The sequence below is a fragment of the Flavobacterium sp. CSZ genome, assembly GCF_015350725.1.
In the GTDB taxonomy this organism is placed as follows: domain Bacteria; phylum Bacteroidota; class Bacteroidia; order Flavobacteriales; family Flavobacteriaceae; genus Flavobacterium.
The window spans coordinates 54,756-69,603 of the sequence record NZ_JADKPQ010000008.1 but is presented as its reverse complement, the minus strand read 5'-3'; the positions used below and the strand labels follow the sequence as shown (position 1 = coordinate 69,603).

Annotated in this window: 11 protein-coding genes; 4 read left to right on the top strand and 7 right to left on the bottom strand. The window is 33.8% G+C overall.

Going from position 1 to position 14,848, the window contains the following annotated elements:
- Positions 1 to 38: 38 nt before the first annotated feature.
- Positions 39 to 1,322 (top strand): fumarylacetoacetase, encoded by a 1,284-nt coding sequence (fahA, locus tag IRZ78_RS10960; protein WP_194616581.1) that lies wholly within the window; start codon positions 39 to 41, stop codon positions 1,320 to 1,322.
- A gap of 376 nt (positions 1,323 to 1,698) precedes the next feature.
- Here the strand turns inward: fahA and IRZ78_RS10955 are convergent, their stop codons facing one another.
- Complete coding sequence (locus IRZ78_RS10955; RefSeq protein ID WP_194616580.1) at positions 1,699 to 2,739, bottom strand: agmatine deiminase family protein; 1,041 nt, start codon at positions 2,737 to 2,739, stop codon at positions 1,699 to 1,701.
- Positions 2,740 to 2,925: 186 nt separating this feature from the next.
- Here IRZ78_RS10955 and IRZ78_RS10950 point away from each other — a divergent pair, with 186 nt between their 5' ends.
- Together IRZ78_RS10950 and IRZ78_RS10945 are read left to right on the top strand one after the other, a co-directional pair.
- Positions 2,926 to 4,452 carry a choice-of-anchor I family protein gene (locus tag IRZ78_RS10950; protein WP_194616579.1) on the top strand — a complete coding sequence of 509 codons (1,527 nt, stop codon included), beginning with the start codon at positions 2,926 to 2,928 and terminating at the stop codon, positions 4,450 to 4,452.
- 218 nt (positions 4,453 to 4,670) lie between these two features.
- Positions 4,671 to 5,936, top strand: coding sequence for an OmpA family protein (locus IRZ78_RS10945; protein ID WP_194616578.1), 1,266 nt, complete (start codon positions 4,671 to 4,673; stop codon positions 5,934 to 5,936).
- Between the two features lie 132 nt (positions 5,937 to 6,068).
- Here IRZ78_RS10945 and IRZ78_RS10940 read toward each other — a convergent pair whose 3' ends face one another.
- The 4 genes from IRZ78_RS10940 to clpB all read right to left on the bottom strand — a co-directional run bounded on the left by IRZ78_RS10940 (position 6,069) and on the right by clpB (position 11,880).
- Positions 6,069 to 6,956, bottom strand: coding sequence for a carbon-nitrogen hydrolase (locus IRZ78_RS10940; RefSeq protein WP_194616577.1), 888 nt, complete (start codon positions 6,954 to 6,956; stop codon positions 6,069 to 6,071).
- Positions 6,957 to 7,199: 243 nt separating this feature from the next.
- Positions 7,200 to 7,613 (bottom strand): hypothetical protein, encoded by a 414-nt coding sequence (locus tag IRZ78_RS10935; protein WP_194616576.1) that lies wholly within the window; start codon positions 7,611 to 7,613, stop codon positions 7,200 to 7,202.
- A 351-nt stretch (positions 7,614 to 7,964) separates the two neighbouring features.
- Complete coding sequence (locus IRZ78_RS10930) at positions 7,965 to 8,852, bottom strand: DUF808 domain-containing protein (RefSeq protein WP_194616575.1); 888 nt, start codon at positions 8,850 to 8,852, stop codon at positions 7,965 to 7,967.
- 424 nt (positions 8,853 to 9,276) lie between these two features.
- On the bottom strand, positions 9,277 to 11,880 hold the full coding sequence (clpB, locus tag IRZ78_RS10925; protein ID WP_194616574.1) for an ATP-dependent chaperone ClpB: 2,604 nt from the start codon (positions 11,878 to 11,880) through the stop codon (positions 9,277 to 9,279).
- Positions 11,881 to 12,087: 207 nt separating this feature from the next.
- Here clpB and ytxJ point away from each other — a divergent pair, with 207 nt between their 5' ends.
- A complete protein-coding gene (ytxJ, locus tag IRZ78_RS10920) occupies positions 12,088 to 12,477 on the top strand; it encodes a bacillithiol system redox-active protein YtxJ (protein ID WP_194616573.1) in 390 nt (129 codons plus the stop codon).
- A gap of 75 nt (positions 12,478 to 12,552) precedes the next feature.
- Here the strand turns inward: ytxJ and IRZ78_RS10915 are convergent, their stop codons facing one another.
- Positions 12,553 to 13,728: a hypothetical protein gene (locus IRZ78_RS10915; RefSeq protein ID WP_194616572.1), complete on the bottom strand. Its 1,176-nt coding sequence runs from the start codon at positions 13,726 to 13,728 to the stop codon at positions 12,553 to 12,555.
- Complete coding sequence (locus IRZ78_RS10910; protein ID WP_194616571.1) at positions 13,725 to 14,726, bottom strand: DUF2157 domain-containing protein; 1,002 nt, start codon at positions 14,724 to 14,726, stop codon at positions 13,725 to 13,727. The genes IRZ78_RS10915 and IRZ78_RS10910 overlap by 4 nt, the downstream gene beginning before the upstream one ends.
- Positions 14,727 to 14,848: the final 122 nt, after the last annotated feature.

Sequence of the window (14,848 nt, the reverse complement as noted above, 5' to 3'; positions counted from 1 at the left end):
TTGACATAGAATTTTTCAACAAAATAATTAACATTCACATGCCAATAACCGCTAACGATACCAAAAGAAAATCATGGTTAGAAGTGCCAGAAAATAGCGACTTCCCTATTCAAAATATTCCTTTCGGTGTATTTCTTACCAAAGAAAATGTCGTTACAGTAGGAACACGAATTGGCGACCACGCTATAGATTTAGGGGCTCTACAACAATTAAACTATTTTTCAGGAATAGATTTAACTGATGATATGTTCATGCAGGATACGCTTAATGATTTTATTTCTGACGGAAAAAAGACATGGCGTTTAGTTCGAAATCGCATTGCTGATATTTTCGACGAAACTAATCCACAACTAAGAGATTCAACAAAAGATCGCGATATTGTTATTTTTAAAATCGACGATGTAGAGATGCAATTACCTGTATTAATAGGTGATTATACGGACTTTTACTCTAGTAAAGAACACGCTACGAACGTTGGAAAAATGTTCCGCGATCCTGAAAATGCTTTATTACCAAACTGGTTGCATATACCTGTAGGTTATCACGGTAGAAGTTCTACTATTGTTCCGTCCGGGATTCCGGTTCACCGACCAATGGGACAAACTTTACCGGCCGGAGAAAAATATCCTGTTTTTGGACCTTCTCGATTGGTAGATTTTGAATTGGAAACTGCTTTTATTACAACCGATGTGAATATAATGGGAGAAAATATCCCAACTTACGAAGCCGAGGATTATATCTTTGGGATGGTTTTACTGAATGACTGGAGCGCACGCGATATCCAGAAATGGGAATATGTGCCGCTAGGACCATTCTTAGCTAAAAACTTCGCAACATCAATATCTCCGTGGATTGTAACAATGGATGCTCTTGAACCTTTTAGAACCAAAGGCCCTAAACAAGATCCTTCGCCATTACCTTATTTACAGACTAAAGGGAAAAAAGCTTTTGATATTCATCTTGAAGTTTCTATTAAACCTGAAGATGCAGAAGAAACGGTAGTTTCTAAATCAAACTTTAAATATTTATACTGGTCCATGAGCCAACAATTAGCACATCATACTTCTAATGGGTGTCGTGTGAATTCTGGTGATATGATGGGTTCAGGTACTATATCTGGTCCAACTCCGGATAGTTTTGGTTCTATGCTGGAATTAACCTGGGGAGGAAAAAATCCTTTGAAATTAAATGACGGAAGCGAACGTAAATTTATCGAAGATAATGATACGGTAATTATCAGAGGTTTTTGCGAAAATGCCGAAGTACGTCTTGGTTTTGGAGAAGTTGCCAGCCAACTTTTACCACCATTTATCAGACCATGAAGAGCAGATAAAATAGCTGAATAATACAAAACCTCGAAATCACTTTCGAGGTTTTTTGTTTTTTTTTGCCACAGATTAAAATGATTAAAATGATTTTTTCTCATTTTTAGATCCTACAATCCTGGTAGTTATTGGGAACCAATTCGCAAAGTTTTATTTGAATTGCTTCATTTTAGCTGGAGCATAATTTTAAGTATAAAAAGGCTTTAGCCAAATTCTTATTTGGCTAAAGCCTTGTAGATTGACTTTATTTTCCTCCAGTTAAGACTGGAGGCTATTTAATAAATTTTAAAACTTTGCACCTCTGCGACTTTGCCGAGATTATTTTTTACGCAAAACAAAAAAACTTAGTGTCTTTGTGCCTTCGCGGCTAAACCTATGCCGGAATCTGCTGACTCAAACAATGTAAAGTTCCAAATCCCCAGATAAAATCGATACAACTAATACCGATTACTTCTCTGTCAGGGAAACATTCTGATAATATGTTTAGTGCAGCTCTGTCGTTGCTGTCATTAAATGTTGGTACTAAAACACAATTATTCAAAATTAAGAAGTTTGCATAACTTGCCGGTAATCTTAAATCTTCAAAATCTACACGTTTTGGCATTGGCAATGCTACAATTGTTGGAGATTTCCCGTCTTCTAATTTTGCATTTTGCAAACGTTTCAGATTATCTTGTAATGGTTTATAATTAGCGTCATTTTTATCCGTTTCAACAATCGTTACAATTGTATCTTCATTTACAAATCGGCATAAATCGTCGATGTGTCCGTGAGTATCATCTCCTTCTATTCCGTCTCCAAGCCAGATTACGTTGGTAACTCCAAGATATTCTTTAAATACCGCTTCGTAATCTTCTTTGGTGAAATTTTTATTTCGAACCTGAATAGATGGATGCATCAAACATTCTTCAGAAGTCAACAAAGTTCCTCTTCCATTTACATCAATTGCACCGCCTTCTACTATTACCGGTTTTCCTTTATAGATCACCTGAGTTAACGGAACATCTATAAAATCGGCAATTTTACCTGGAACAAATTTATCTAACTGATAGTTTTTGTATTTCGCCCAACCATTAAAATTAAAATTCAACGCTTCTCTTTTCGAACCATTTTTTACTACAATTGGCCCTGAATCACGCATCCAGCTTCTGTTGGTTTTATGAATGATGAAAGATACATTGGCAATATTTACACGCGCTCTTTCAAGCATTTCAGCTACTTTTTCTTTTAGTTTTTCATCGGCTACGACCAAAAAAACAGTTTCAAAAGTGGCTACTTTTTTAATAAATTCTACAAAAGCCCATTGAACAGCTTCGTATTTTCCTGGCCAGTCGTTACCATTATGTGGAAAACACAATACGATTCCTTGTTGTTTTTCCCATTCTGCTGGAAATCTTCTATTATTTGTTGACATAAAGAGGTTCTAATTTTGAAAGTGTACAAAGATAAGCATTCGGAAGGATTATAAAATAGCAGACGCAAAATGATATTAATTTTAGATAAATTATCTGATAAAAATTAAGTTAAAGATTAAATAATACAGCCTTAATATAGGACCAATATCTGCTAATTACATTTGGCAAAATTAAAAAACAAAAAAATGAAGAAACTAAGTATTACATTATTAGCCGCTTTATCTATAATGGTGAGCTGTAATAATAATGATGAGAATTCAAGCAACCCGGAACCTGAAGTTGTTGTAAATGAAAATCCGGCATCTTTTAAAGAAATAGGCTCTATCACTATTGGCGGCGAAGGAGCTGCAGAGATTACAGCTTTCGATGAAAAAACAAAAAAACTTTTTACAGTAAATAATAGCGGAACCAACCAAATTGATGTAATTGATTTATCTGATCCGACAAAACCAACTAAAATTGGAAAAATCGACTTAACTCCTTATGAAGGCGCTTCTAATAGTGTTGCTGTATTTGACGGAAAATTAGCCGTGGCCTTAGAATCTACAGTAAACAAACAAGGAAACGGAAAGGTTGTTGTTTTTAATACTACTGATTATAGTTTAATCAAACAAATCACTGTTGGCGCATTGCCGGATATGATTACTTTTTCACCTGACGGAAAATATATTATGACCGCTAATGAAGGTGAACCAAGTACAGATTATTTGCAAGATCCAAACGGAACGATTTCTATTATCGAAATTGCTAATAATTATGCCGTTACAACTTTAGATTTTGCCTCTTTTGCCAGTCAGTCTGCTGCTTTGCAAAAAGAAGGTTTTAGAGTTTCTAAATTCGCTAAAAGTTTTGCTCAGGATATTGAACCTGAATATGTAACCATTTCTGATGATTCTAAAACTGCATGGGTAACATTGCAGGAAAATAATGGTGTAGCAAAAGTAGATTTAACTTCTAAAACTATTACAGCTATTTATCCTTTAGGTTTTAAAGATTTTAATACTGCAGAAAATGCTATTGCTGTAAGTGACAAAAATGAAACAGCTGTTTTTAGTCCATGGAAAGTAAAAGGTATGTATATGCCAGACGGAATTAGTCATTTTTCTGCCAATAACGTCCCTTATTTTGTTACAGCAAACGAAGGTGATGCCAGAGAATATACAGCTTATAGTGATATTAAAAGAATGAAAGACATGAAGCTTGATCCAACTGTTTTTCCTGATGCTGCAACTTTAAAACTAGAAACCAATTTAGGAAGATTAAATCTAATTACCGATACGGGTGATACTGATGGCGACGGAGATCTTGACGAAATGGTAGCTTTTGGAGCGCGTTCTTTCTCGATCTGGAACGGAAATACCGGAAAAATTGTTTACGACAGTAAAAATGATCTTGATAAAAAATCAAATGATTTTGGAACTTATGACAATAAACGCAGTGATGATAAAGGCTCAGAACCGGAAGCTGTCGTAGCAGTTAAGATGGGAAGTCAGAATATTCTGTTTGTTGGCTTAGAAAGATCAGATGTTTTCATGACTTATGATGTAACCAATCCTGCGTCGCCACAATATTTGCAAACAGTAAAAACAGGTGATGCTCCTGAAGGAATATTATTCATTCCGGCTTCTAAAAGTCCAAATAAGAGAAGTTTGTTAGTCGTTAGTAGTGAGGGAGATGGAACGGTAAAAATCTACCAGCCAGCATTAAAATAACTTTCACATTTACAATTTTAAAAGGGAGCTAAATTTATATTTAGCTCTTTTTTTTGCCCCAAATTTTTGTTTCTTTTAACGTATTTACATAAATAAAACCCAAAAGGTGGGAATTATGTAAGACCAAATAGAACACATTCTAGAACTCGTAGTATAATTTTGTCCTGAGTTTAAAAAGAAAAACTTATAATAATCAATTAAATTAAAATTTGGATATCATGAAAAAGAAATTAGCTTCAGTATCACTTTTACTACTAACATTTGCTGCGGGTGCACAAAATATGGCAACGACATCAGCTCAACCTACAATTGAAAAACCTGCTTACAATAAATGGTCTTTAGAATTAAATGGTGGTTTAAACAAACCTCTTAGAGCAATAACTCCTGGTTACTCTACAGAAACTGCTAGTCCGTTTCACGCAGATTTAGGTGTAAGATATATGTTTAATCCTAAATTTGGTTTGAAACTGGATGTTGGATATGATCAATTTCAGGAACGCGACAACACGCCTGAATTCGATAGCAAATATTACAGAGCAAGTTTACAAGGGGTAATTAACCTTGGTAGAGCTTTAAACTTTGAAACCTGGACAAACACTTTTGGTTTATTAGCACATGGTGGTTTTGGTGTTTCTCAATTAAGCAATGATGACGGTTTTGACGGAAAAGATTACATGGCTCATGGAATCATGGGATTAACTGGACAAGTTAGATTAAGTAACAGAATCGCTTTGACAGGAGATCTTACAGGTATTGTTAACGGAAGACAAAATCACAATTTTGATGGTCACGGAGTTCCAACTACTGGTTCATTAGATGGTGTATTATTAAATGCTTCTGTTGGTTTGACTTTCTACTTAGGTAAAAACGAAAAACATGCTGACTGGTATTCTGAAGAAAATGAAAGATTAAACCAATTAGAAAACAGAGTTACTACAATCGAAACTGGTCTTATTGATACTGATAAAGATGGTGTTGCAGATCTATACGATTTAGAGCCTAATACTGTTTCCGGAGTTGCTGTAAATACTAAAGGACAATCTATTGATACTAACCAAAATGGTGTTCCGGATGAATTAGAAAGTTACTTAGACAAAACTTATGTTAGACAAGGTAGCCAAACTGCAACAAACAATACTGTTGAAGAATTGATCAATGGAGGATATGTTAATGTTTATTTTGACTTTAACTCTTCTAAACCAACAAATGCTTCTTTATCTGGTGTTGACTTCTTAGTGAAATACTTGAAAAACAATCCAGGAAAATCTGCTGATATCGTAGGATATGCTGACGAAATTGGAAGTTCAAGCTACAACACTGAATTATCAAGAAAAAGAGCTGAAGCTGTGAAAAAAGTAGCTCAAAATGCTGGAATTGATGCATCAAGATTAAATGTAATTGCTAACGGTGAAGATACTTCTGTGAACAAAGATTCTAAAGAAGCTCGTCAAATCGTAAGAAGAGTTACTTTTAAAGTAAAATAATCTTAATTATATATTTCTAAAAAATCTGCTTGGGAAATTTCTCAAGCGGATTTTTTTTTGCTTTAAGAATAAAAAAAAGGACGAAATGTAGATTTCGTCCTTTTCTGTTTTTTTTATAAAGATCACTCTTAATTAGTCAATCGCTCTTTTTGTGATATCACCAAAAGCATCGATTCTTCTGTCTCTGAAAAATGGCCAGTTCTGACGTACATTTTCCTGTAGATCCAAATCAACCTCAGCAATTAGAATTTCTTCCTGATCGTGAGAAGCCTGTGCTAAAATTTCACCTTGTGGCCCTGCAATAAATGAAGCTCCCCAAAACTGAATTCCTTCTGTTCCTTCGATATATTTTTCTAAACCAATTCTGTTTGCAGCGGCAACAAAAACTCCGTTTGCTACAGCGTGACCTTTCATTACGTTCATCCAGGCACCGTATTGGTTTTCTCCATATTGTTCTTTTTCTTTTGGATGCCATCCAATTGCAGTTGGGTAAAACAATACCTCTGCTCCTTTTAATGCTGTAATACGTGCTGCTTCCGGATACCATTGATCCCAACAAATAAGGGTTCCAATTTTTCCTTTTTTAGTTTCGATTGCCTGAAAACCTAAATCACCCGGAGTAAAATAGAATTTCTCATAGAAATGAGGATCATCCGGAATATGCATTTTACGGTATAGTCCAGCTTCTGTTCCATCAGTATCAATGATATAGGCACTATTGTGGTAAATTCCAGCCATTCTTTTTTCGAAGAAAGGAACGATGATCACTACTCCTAATTCTTTTGCCAATTCGCTAAAAGCAATAAAGGAAGTGCTGTAAAGTGGCTCTGCTAATGCAAAATTGTCTACATCTTCGCTTTGGCAAAAATAATGACTGCTATATAATTCAGGCAACAAGATTACTTCTGCTCCTTTACTGGCAGCATCTTTTACCCAGCTGATACATTTTTTAAGATTATTTTCAGCAACGTCGTTAAGATTTAACTGAATAACGGCGATTTTATATTTTCTTTTCGGCATGACATAAAATTTAGAGTGCAAAAATAGTAATTTTTAAAGGAATGGCAAAGGGTTGTTATTAACCGAAAAGTTTGCCAAAGAATGAGTCCCGATGTTTGCTTCGTAATTCATAAAATTTATTACTTCTTAATTTCACCCGATTTATATTATCAATCATAACGAGACTTTCATAAATAAAAAAAACCATTTTACAAATATTTGTAAAATGGTTTCTAACCAAAAATTTATCTCTAAATAGCCTAATTATTCGATAACCACTTTTTTAGTTACGAATTCCTTATCTGATTTTTTGAATTTAAATTCAAAAGTTCCTTTTACTGCTGATTTGAATTTGTAAACAGTTTTCTTAGGATTCGGAACTTGTAGTGTGCAAACTTCCGACGGGTCCTTTACCTCAACTTGTAATCCTTTTACATCATTTATGTATGTCTCACTAAATTTACTGAATTCTGCGCAAGCATTGTCTGCTACAAAAGTGATATCATAACTCAATTCTTCGTTTATTTTTCCAGTTGCAGGACCGGTTATTTCTGTTACAGATGCTACTTTTACAACCGGGTTAGGTCCGCTTGGTTTATCATCATCATTACTGCAAGATATCAATACTGTTGCTAGAAATAATACTACAAATACTGATTTGAATTTAAAATTTTTCATATAAAATAATAATTAATTGTTAATTACTATGAAGATGCAAAAGAGTTGCATTGGTTGCTTTAGTAATTTGTTAAATAATTACATAAAAATAATAAACAATTAAATATCAAAAACTTAACAGAATAAAAAAATTCACAAAACAACAGTTATTTCTGATAAAAATTAAATTTCCGGGTATAACCCCGATAGAAAAGGTATCCTTTTTATCCGTTTTTTAACGGCTAAAAAGATATAGTGTATAACGGGACAAGTGGTGTTTTTAAAATAATTATTTTTGCTTCTAAAAAAAAAAAAAAAAAACACCATTCGCCGCGACGAATAGTGTTTTGATATTTATATATTTAGGAGCTGTTATGCGATTTCTTTCTTTTTAAATATTTTTTTGAGTAGGTTTACAAATCCTAAAACTACAATTCCTAAAGCCAGACCAATTACAAACTCTTTTATAATAGAAGGAATATTAATTTTTGGCATTAAATGATGAAAAAATGGGATATAATGCACAAAGATTCCGCCTGCTACCAGAATTAAAGCTATGGTACCAATTACAGATAAACTTTTAATGACTATTGGAAGGGCTTTTACTAATATATTACCAATAAAATTTGATATACTTTTTTCGCTTTTACTAAATTTAATTAGTTTATAACCTGCTTCATCCATTCTAACAATAAGAGCAACAATACCATATACACCAATAGTTGCAATTAAGGCAATTATCGATGTTACAATGATTTGCTGTATAAGCGGCTCCTCAATTACTGTACCCAGGGCAATAATTACAATCTCTACAGATAAAATAAAATCGGTAATGATAGCTGATTTTACTTTTCCTTTTTCTGCTTCCAGAATTTCTTCTTCGGTTAAAGTTTCGGCTGTTATACCTGCTGATTCTTCATGGCTGTGCGGAAATATGAATTCATAGATTTTTTCGGCTCCTTCATAGGCCAAAAATAATCCTCCAAGTACAAGAATGACAATGATTGCAACTGGCAAAAATGCACTTAATAAAAAGGCTATTGGTAAAATAATTATTTTATTAAGGAGCGAACCTTTACTGATTGCCCACAATACCGGAAGCTCTCGTGATGAGGCAAAGCCAGAAGCTTTTTCAGCATTTACTGCCAAATCATCACCTAAAATTCCGGCCGTTTTTTTTGCTGCAATTTTACTCATTACTGCAACATCATCCATAATTGCTGCAATATCATCTAATAGTACGAAAAAACCTGATGCCATTATATTTTATTTGGTTTTAAAAACTGTGTAATTCATTGACATTGAGTATTCAATTTAATGCACACGTTTGGTTATTTATAGGCGCTAATCTAAGACTTTTTTTGTTTATTTTTTAGTCTAAAATTAACTACATTGCCCTAAAAGCACCCAAATAATTATAAAAACGAAAATAGTACCAAAACATCCTCCGCCTAATTTTTTTGCTCCGTAACCTGCTAGTAATCCTCTGAAAATATTGTTCATAGTGTTTATTTTTTTATGATTTGTAAATAAATTTGCGAACGTAAAGTTCTCACTTTAATCCCTGAATCTATTTATATGACTTTAAAAAAAAGTTTCATGATTTACGGATTTGATATTTTTATAAAAAAAAGCACCAGTCTTTCGACTGATGCTTTTTCAAAAATATTAAAATCAAAAAACATTATTTTTCAATATGGGTTTGGTTTCTAAAGACCAATTGCCCATCGAAAGCATCTAATAAAATAATGCTGTCTGTAGTGATGTTTCCTGCCAAAATTTCTTTCGACAATTGATTCAGCACTTCTCTTTGCACGACACGTTTTACTGGTCTTGCACCAAACTGCGGGTCGTAACCTTTATCAGATAAATACTTAATCGCTTCCGGAGTTGCATCCATAGCAATACCTTGTAAAGCCAACATTTTTGTAACGCTCTTAAGCTGTAAACTCACAATTTTAGAAATATTCTCAACTGTTAGAGGTGTAAACATTACGATTTCGTCGATACGGTTTATAAACTCCGGACGAACGGTTTGTTTCAACAATCCTAAGACTTCTGTTTTTGCAGCTTCTGTAGCCGCTTCAACACCACCTTTTAAGTTCTCAAATTTCTCTTGTATGATATGACTTCCCATATTGGATGTCATGATGATAATTGTATTTTTAAAATCAGCCAGACGTCCTTTGTTATCTGTTAAACGACCTTCATCTAAAACTTGCAATAGAATATTAAACGTATCCGGATGCGCTTTTTCGATCTCGTCTAACAAAATTACAGAATATGGTTTTCTACGTACGGCTTCCGTCAACTGACCACCTTCGTCATAACCTACATATCCTGGAGGCGCACCTACCAAACGACTCACGCTGTGACGCTCCTGATATTCACTCATATCGATACGCGTCATGGCGTTTTCATCATCAAAAAGATATTCGGCCAGGGCTTTTGCAAGCTCGGTTTTACCCACTCCGGTTGTTCCTAAAAATAAGAAAGTTCCAACTGGTTTTTTCATGTCCTGTAAACCTGCACGGCTTCTACGAACGGCATCACTCACGGCTTCAATGGCCTCTTCCTGCCCTACTACACGTTTATGTAATTCGTCTTCAAGATGCAATAGTTTTTCGCGTTCTGTCTGAAGCATTTTCATCACAGGAATTCCTGTCCATTTTGCTACCACTTCTGCGATATCTTCGCGGGTTACTTCTTCTTTAATCAAAGAAGTTCCGGATTGATATTCCTGCAATTGTTTTTGTAAAACATCAAGACGTTCTTGCGCTTCTTTAATTTTTCCGTAACGAATTTCAGCTACTTTTCCGTAATCACCCTCACGTTCTGCACGTTCAGCTTCGTATTTAAAGTCTTCTATTTCCTGTTTTACAGTTTGAATTCCGTCAACAACATCTTTTTCTGATTTCCATTTTGCATAAATTTCGTTGCGTTCTTCTTTCAAGTTCGCCAAATCCATGCGCAGGATTTTAAGTTTGCTTTCTTCTTTTTCACGTTTAATGGCTTCGATCTCAATTTCAAGCTGCATGATTTTACGATCCAAAACATCTAATTCCTCCGGTTTTGAATTGATTTCCATACGCAGTTTAGAAGCTGCTTCGTCCATTAAATCGATGGCTTTGTCCGGTAAGAAACGGTTCGTAATATAACGTTGCGAAAGTTCAACTGCTGCAATAATCGCCTCATCCTTAATTTGAACTTTATGATGCGTTTCGTACTTTTCTTTGATTCCACGCAAAATAGAAATCGCACTTTCAGTATCCGGTTCATCAATTAAGATTTTTTGAAAACGACGCTCCAGCGCTTTATCTTTCTCAAAATATTTTTGATATTCGTCTAATGTTGTTGCACCAATCGCTCTTAACTCTCCACGAGCCAAAGCTGGTTTAAGGATATTGGCCGCATCCATTGCTCCTTCTCCTCCACCGGCGCCTACAAGCGTATGAATCTCATCGATAAATAAAACGATATCACCTTCGGCGGCTGTAACCTCTTTTACAACGGCTTTTAATCGTTCTTCGAATTCTCCTTTAAATTTAGCTCCGGCAATCAGCGCTCCCATATCCAGTGAGAAAACGATTTTATCTTTTAAGTTTTCAGGCACGTCACCATCAACGATTCGGTGTGCCAATCCTTCAGCAATAGCAGTTTTACCAACTCCTGGCTCTCCTATTAGCATTGGGTTATTTTTTGTTCTACGCGTTAAAATCTGTAATACACGACGGATTTCTTCGTCACGGCCAATAACCGGATCCAGTTTTCCGTTACGTGCTAATTCGTTTAGGTTTTTAGCGTATTTATTTAAGGAATTATAGTTCTCTTCGGCCGAAGCAGATGTCACCCTTTCTCCTTTACGAAGTTCTTCAATCGCTGCTTTAAGACCTTTTCCTGTAACTCCCTGATCTTTTAAAATCTGAGAAACTTTGCTTTTTGAGTCGAAAATTGCCAAAATCAAATGCTCAATAGAAACATACTCATCGTTCATTTTTTGAGCGATAATCTCCGCTTCATTCAAGGCTTTATTAGCATCTCTGGAAAGCAAAATATCACCTCCTGAAACCTTTGGAAAGCTCTGAATCGTACTATCTAATATTTGTAAAAACAACGGAACATTTACATTGAGTTTCTTCAAAATAAACGGCGCTACATTTTCGTCTACTTCAAAAATAGCTTTAAAAATGTGTTCGTTTTCTATTTGCTGCTGTCCGTTGCGTTGTGCCAATTGTTGCGATAACTGTATGGCTTCCTGCGACTTAATTGTAAATTTATTTATGTTCATATGTATACGTTTTAGGTTTGATTTTTAGTTATAAAGTTCGATACCATTAAAATTACAATTTATTGGATTACATTTTTAACTTTAAATGATATAACTTTGCTTTGGATCATTCAAAATATATTCCACACTAAAAATACAGACAAAATGACATTAAAAAACTGATTTTTATCATTTTTAAACGTCAAAAAGTCATAAAACACGTCAAATATGAGTTTTTTAAATTCAATCTTCGGAAGTTCAGAGAATACAGACTCTCCAAAAAGTAATGTAAACTGGATAGAATTAACCGATATAGCACAATTATTAGAAGTAACAGCGATCTCGAACGAGAAGCCTGTTGTGATTTTTAAACACAGTACAAGATGCAGCATTAGCCGTATGGCTTTGAAACAATTTGAACGAGAATACGATTTAAATGATAGCGTTGATGCTTATTTTTTAGATCTAATTGCGCATAGAGATATCTCTAATGAAATTGCCAGCAGGTATAATGTCTATCACGAATCTCCGCAATTAATCTTAATCAAAAACGGAAAAGCTGTTTATGATGTTTCTCACAGCGATATTGATGCTGTTGCTTTGAAAGCTAAGGTGTAATATTTTTTGCCACAGATTAAAATGATTTTATAGATTTTTTAATCAATTTAATCTTTTAATCTGTGGCAACTTAATTTAAAAAGTTCCTTCTGAACCTCCTCCACTAAAACCTCCTCCTCCAAAATCCATTGGGGAATCCGGAACTTTTGCTTCTGGTTTCATTCCAAAAGTTGAGGCCACTATTAAAGCTTCGGCATTTAAAATCGCATTTGAATTATTGATTCTATCCGGTTTAAACGTCAATCCAACTTCATTATCTTTTAGTTTTTTAATCGAAAAATAGGCTATTGCAAATAACATTAATCCACCAAGAGTTAGCGCTATTTCTATTGGTAAAACTGAATAGTAGAATCTTATCGTATAAATTGAAAATCCGATAGTTAAAAAGCTAATCCAAAGCATAATTCTATCTTTTGTTCTTAAGGCCTGAACCAAATAAACAACAGGAATGATAAAAGTAAAAGCATAAAAGAAAATTGCAAACGGAATATCCTCTGCTGGTATTACTTCGTTACCTAAAAGCGCTACAGAAAGTTCTCTAACTACCAAATAATTACATGAAAGGTAGAACAATACCAAACAAAAGCTATTGGCTAATAATAAACCATTATAGTAATAACGTATGGTGAGTTTATTAAGCATTCTTTTAGTAAAAAAGTAAAATGCTGCTGAAGCTAACATGGCTATAAATGGTAAAATCGATTTTCCGGTATCGCCAAACTCAAACATTCCATAAAACAAAACTGCCGAAGCTGCCAAACAGAAAACCAACAATGATAATAAGTGCAAATACCTCCTGTACATAAAAAAAGAAGCTACTGCTACAAAAATCGCGATTTGTATTTCATAGGCTTCAGTTGTTATGGCAATAGCAAATCCTATATTTAAAATTGCCCCTAAAATAAAAGCATCGTCTAAACCGTGTCCGTAATACTTTTGATTGGCCAAAAATTCTGCTCCTGCAAAACCGATTGCTGCAAAAATATAACAGCAAATATTAAAAAAAGTACGTTCAGAATTAGAGCCGGTCAATCCCATTAATGCAATTACGCCACATAAAGACAAATACAAAAAAGCTCCTAACAAAAAGAATCCCAAACGTACCAAAATATTACTTTGCCTTTTAAAAGCTGGTAATTCTTTTTTAATTAAATTCTTTTGCTCTTTACTAATAAATCCAGCAAATTCAAGTGAATTAGCTTCTTCGACCAATGCTAAATTGTTTAATAAATTTTTATCGTATACTATCATGCTGCAATTTCTTTATTGAAGGTTTTAATCAATTTTATAAACAGTATTATCGATCCTATAAAATATATTGGAAGAACCATAATTAATAACACCCAAACATCTGAAAAATTAATTTTATCCAAAATTCTAATCAGAAATATATTTACACCAATATAAGCGTAAATAATCATAAAAACATATAATGAAATCGCCTTAAGTTCATGGCTAATCTTATAAAAATAAAAAGAAGAAGCTGCCAAAACAACAAGAAAAAGAAACCAAATTCCGTTTTCAAAATAATCCAGTAAACTACTAATTGTCGCAATACTTATAATATGCAAAGCAAATGTGAAATAGATGATACTGAAATGCGTTTTCAATTGGATTCTTTTACTGTAAATTGTCCACAAGATCAATAAAACACCTAAAGTAATTGCTGAATAACTTAAGGTTTGATCTTGGTGAAAATTAATATTATTTAATAAATCCTGAGGTGTTACTGAAAGCCCCACATAAGCCGCCAAACCTGTAATGGCAATTGTTAAGACACTTTTGTTATCGAAATAATATGCACAAAAGAAACTCACAACTGTTGGTATTAATGTAGCTAGTCCGTGGTGAGTGCCGAAAGGTTTGTACTGAAATTGTAGGTACCCTATAAAAATACAAGTCAAAATACTGGCAGCTAAAGCCAGATACTCCACAACTGGATGTTCAAAAGTAGTTTCCTGTTTTTGGAATCCTTTTGAATTTTTAAAACAGTAATAAAAACAAACTCCAATAACAATTAATAATAATGAAAGGATCGCAATATGACCTATACTGTCTATATTGTTATAAATTAAAATTCCGATTCCTGAAGTGAATAATAAAATAGATAAATAGAGAAACAATTTTAGCTCTGCATTTAGCGAGAAAATATTCAAATTGCGATACGCACTAATTTCCTGATATTGATTCTCGGTTATTAGATTTTTATCCAAAAGTGATTTTGTAGCCTGGTCATCAAACTTATTCATAATTTACTTTTATACATACCAATCAAAAATAGTCTTTTTGATTGAATATTTAGTTAGTAAAAAAATACTTATAAATTTTAAATAATCTAAATCGTTAATATTTTCCGTAAAATAGTTAATCA

Bases quoted from the DNA above. Each gene is read 5' to 3' on its own strand.
- IRZ78_RS10910 (WP_194616571.1), bottom strand. From the start codon at position 14,726: ATGAATAAGTTTGATGACCAGGCTACAAAATCACTTTTGGATAAAAAT.
- IRZ78_RS10930 (WP_194616575.1), bottom strand. From the start codon at position 8,852: ATGGCATCAGGTTTTTTCGTACTATTAGATGATATTGCAGCAATTATG.
- IRZ78_RS10940 (WP_194616577.1), bottom strand. From the start codon at position 6,956: ATGCCGAAAAGAAAATATAAAATCGCCGTTATTCAGTTAAATCTTAAC.
- IRZ78_RS10950 (WP_194616579.1), top strand. From the start codon at position 2,926: ATGAAGAAACTAAGTATTACATTATTAGCCGCTTTATCTATAATGGTG.
- fahA (WP_194616581.1), top strand. From the start codon at position 39: ATGCCAATAACCGCTAACGATACCAAAAGAAAATCATGGTTAGAAGTG.
- IRZ78_RS10915 (WP_194616572.1), bottom strand. From the start codon at position 13,728: ATGATAGTATACGATAAAAATTTATTAAACAATTTAGCATTGGTCGAA.
- IRZ78_RS10955 (WP_194616580.1), bottom strand. From the start codon at position 2,739: ATGTCAACAAATAATAGAAGATTTCCAGCAGAATGGGAAAAACAACAA.
- IRZ78_RS10935 (WP_194616576.1), bottom strand. From the start codon at position 7,613: ATGAAAAATTTTAAATTCAAATCAGTATTTGTAGTATTATTTCTAGCA.
- IRZ78_RS10945 (WP_194616578.1), top strand. From the start codon at position 4,671: ATGAAAAAGAAATTAGCTTCAGTATCACTTTTACTACTAACATTTGCT.
- clpB (WP_194616574.1), bottom strand. From the start codon at position 11,880: ATGAACATAAATAAATTTACAATTAAGTCGCAGGAAGCCATACAGTTA.
- ytxJ (WP_194616573.1), top strand. From the start codon at position 12,088: ATGAGTTTTTTAAATTCAATCTTCGGAAGTTCAGAGAATACAGACTCT.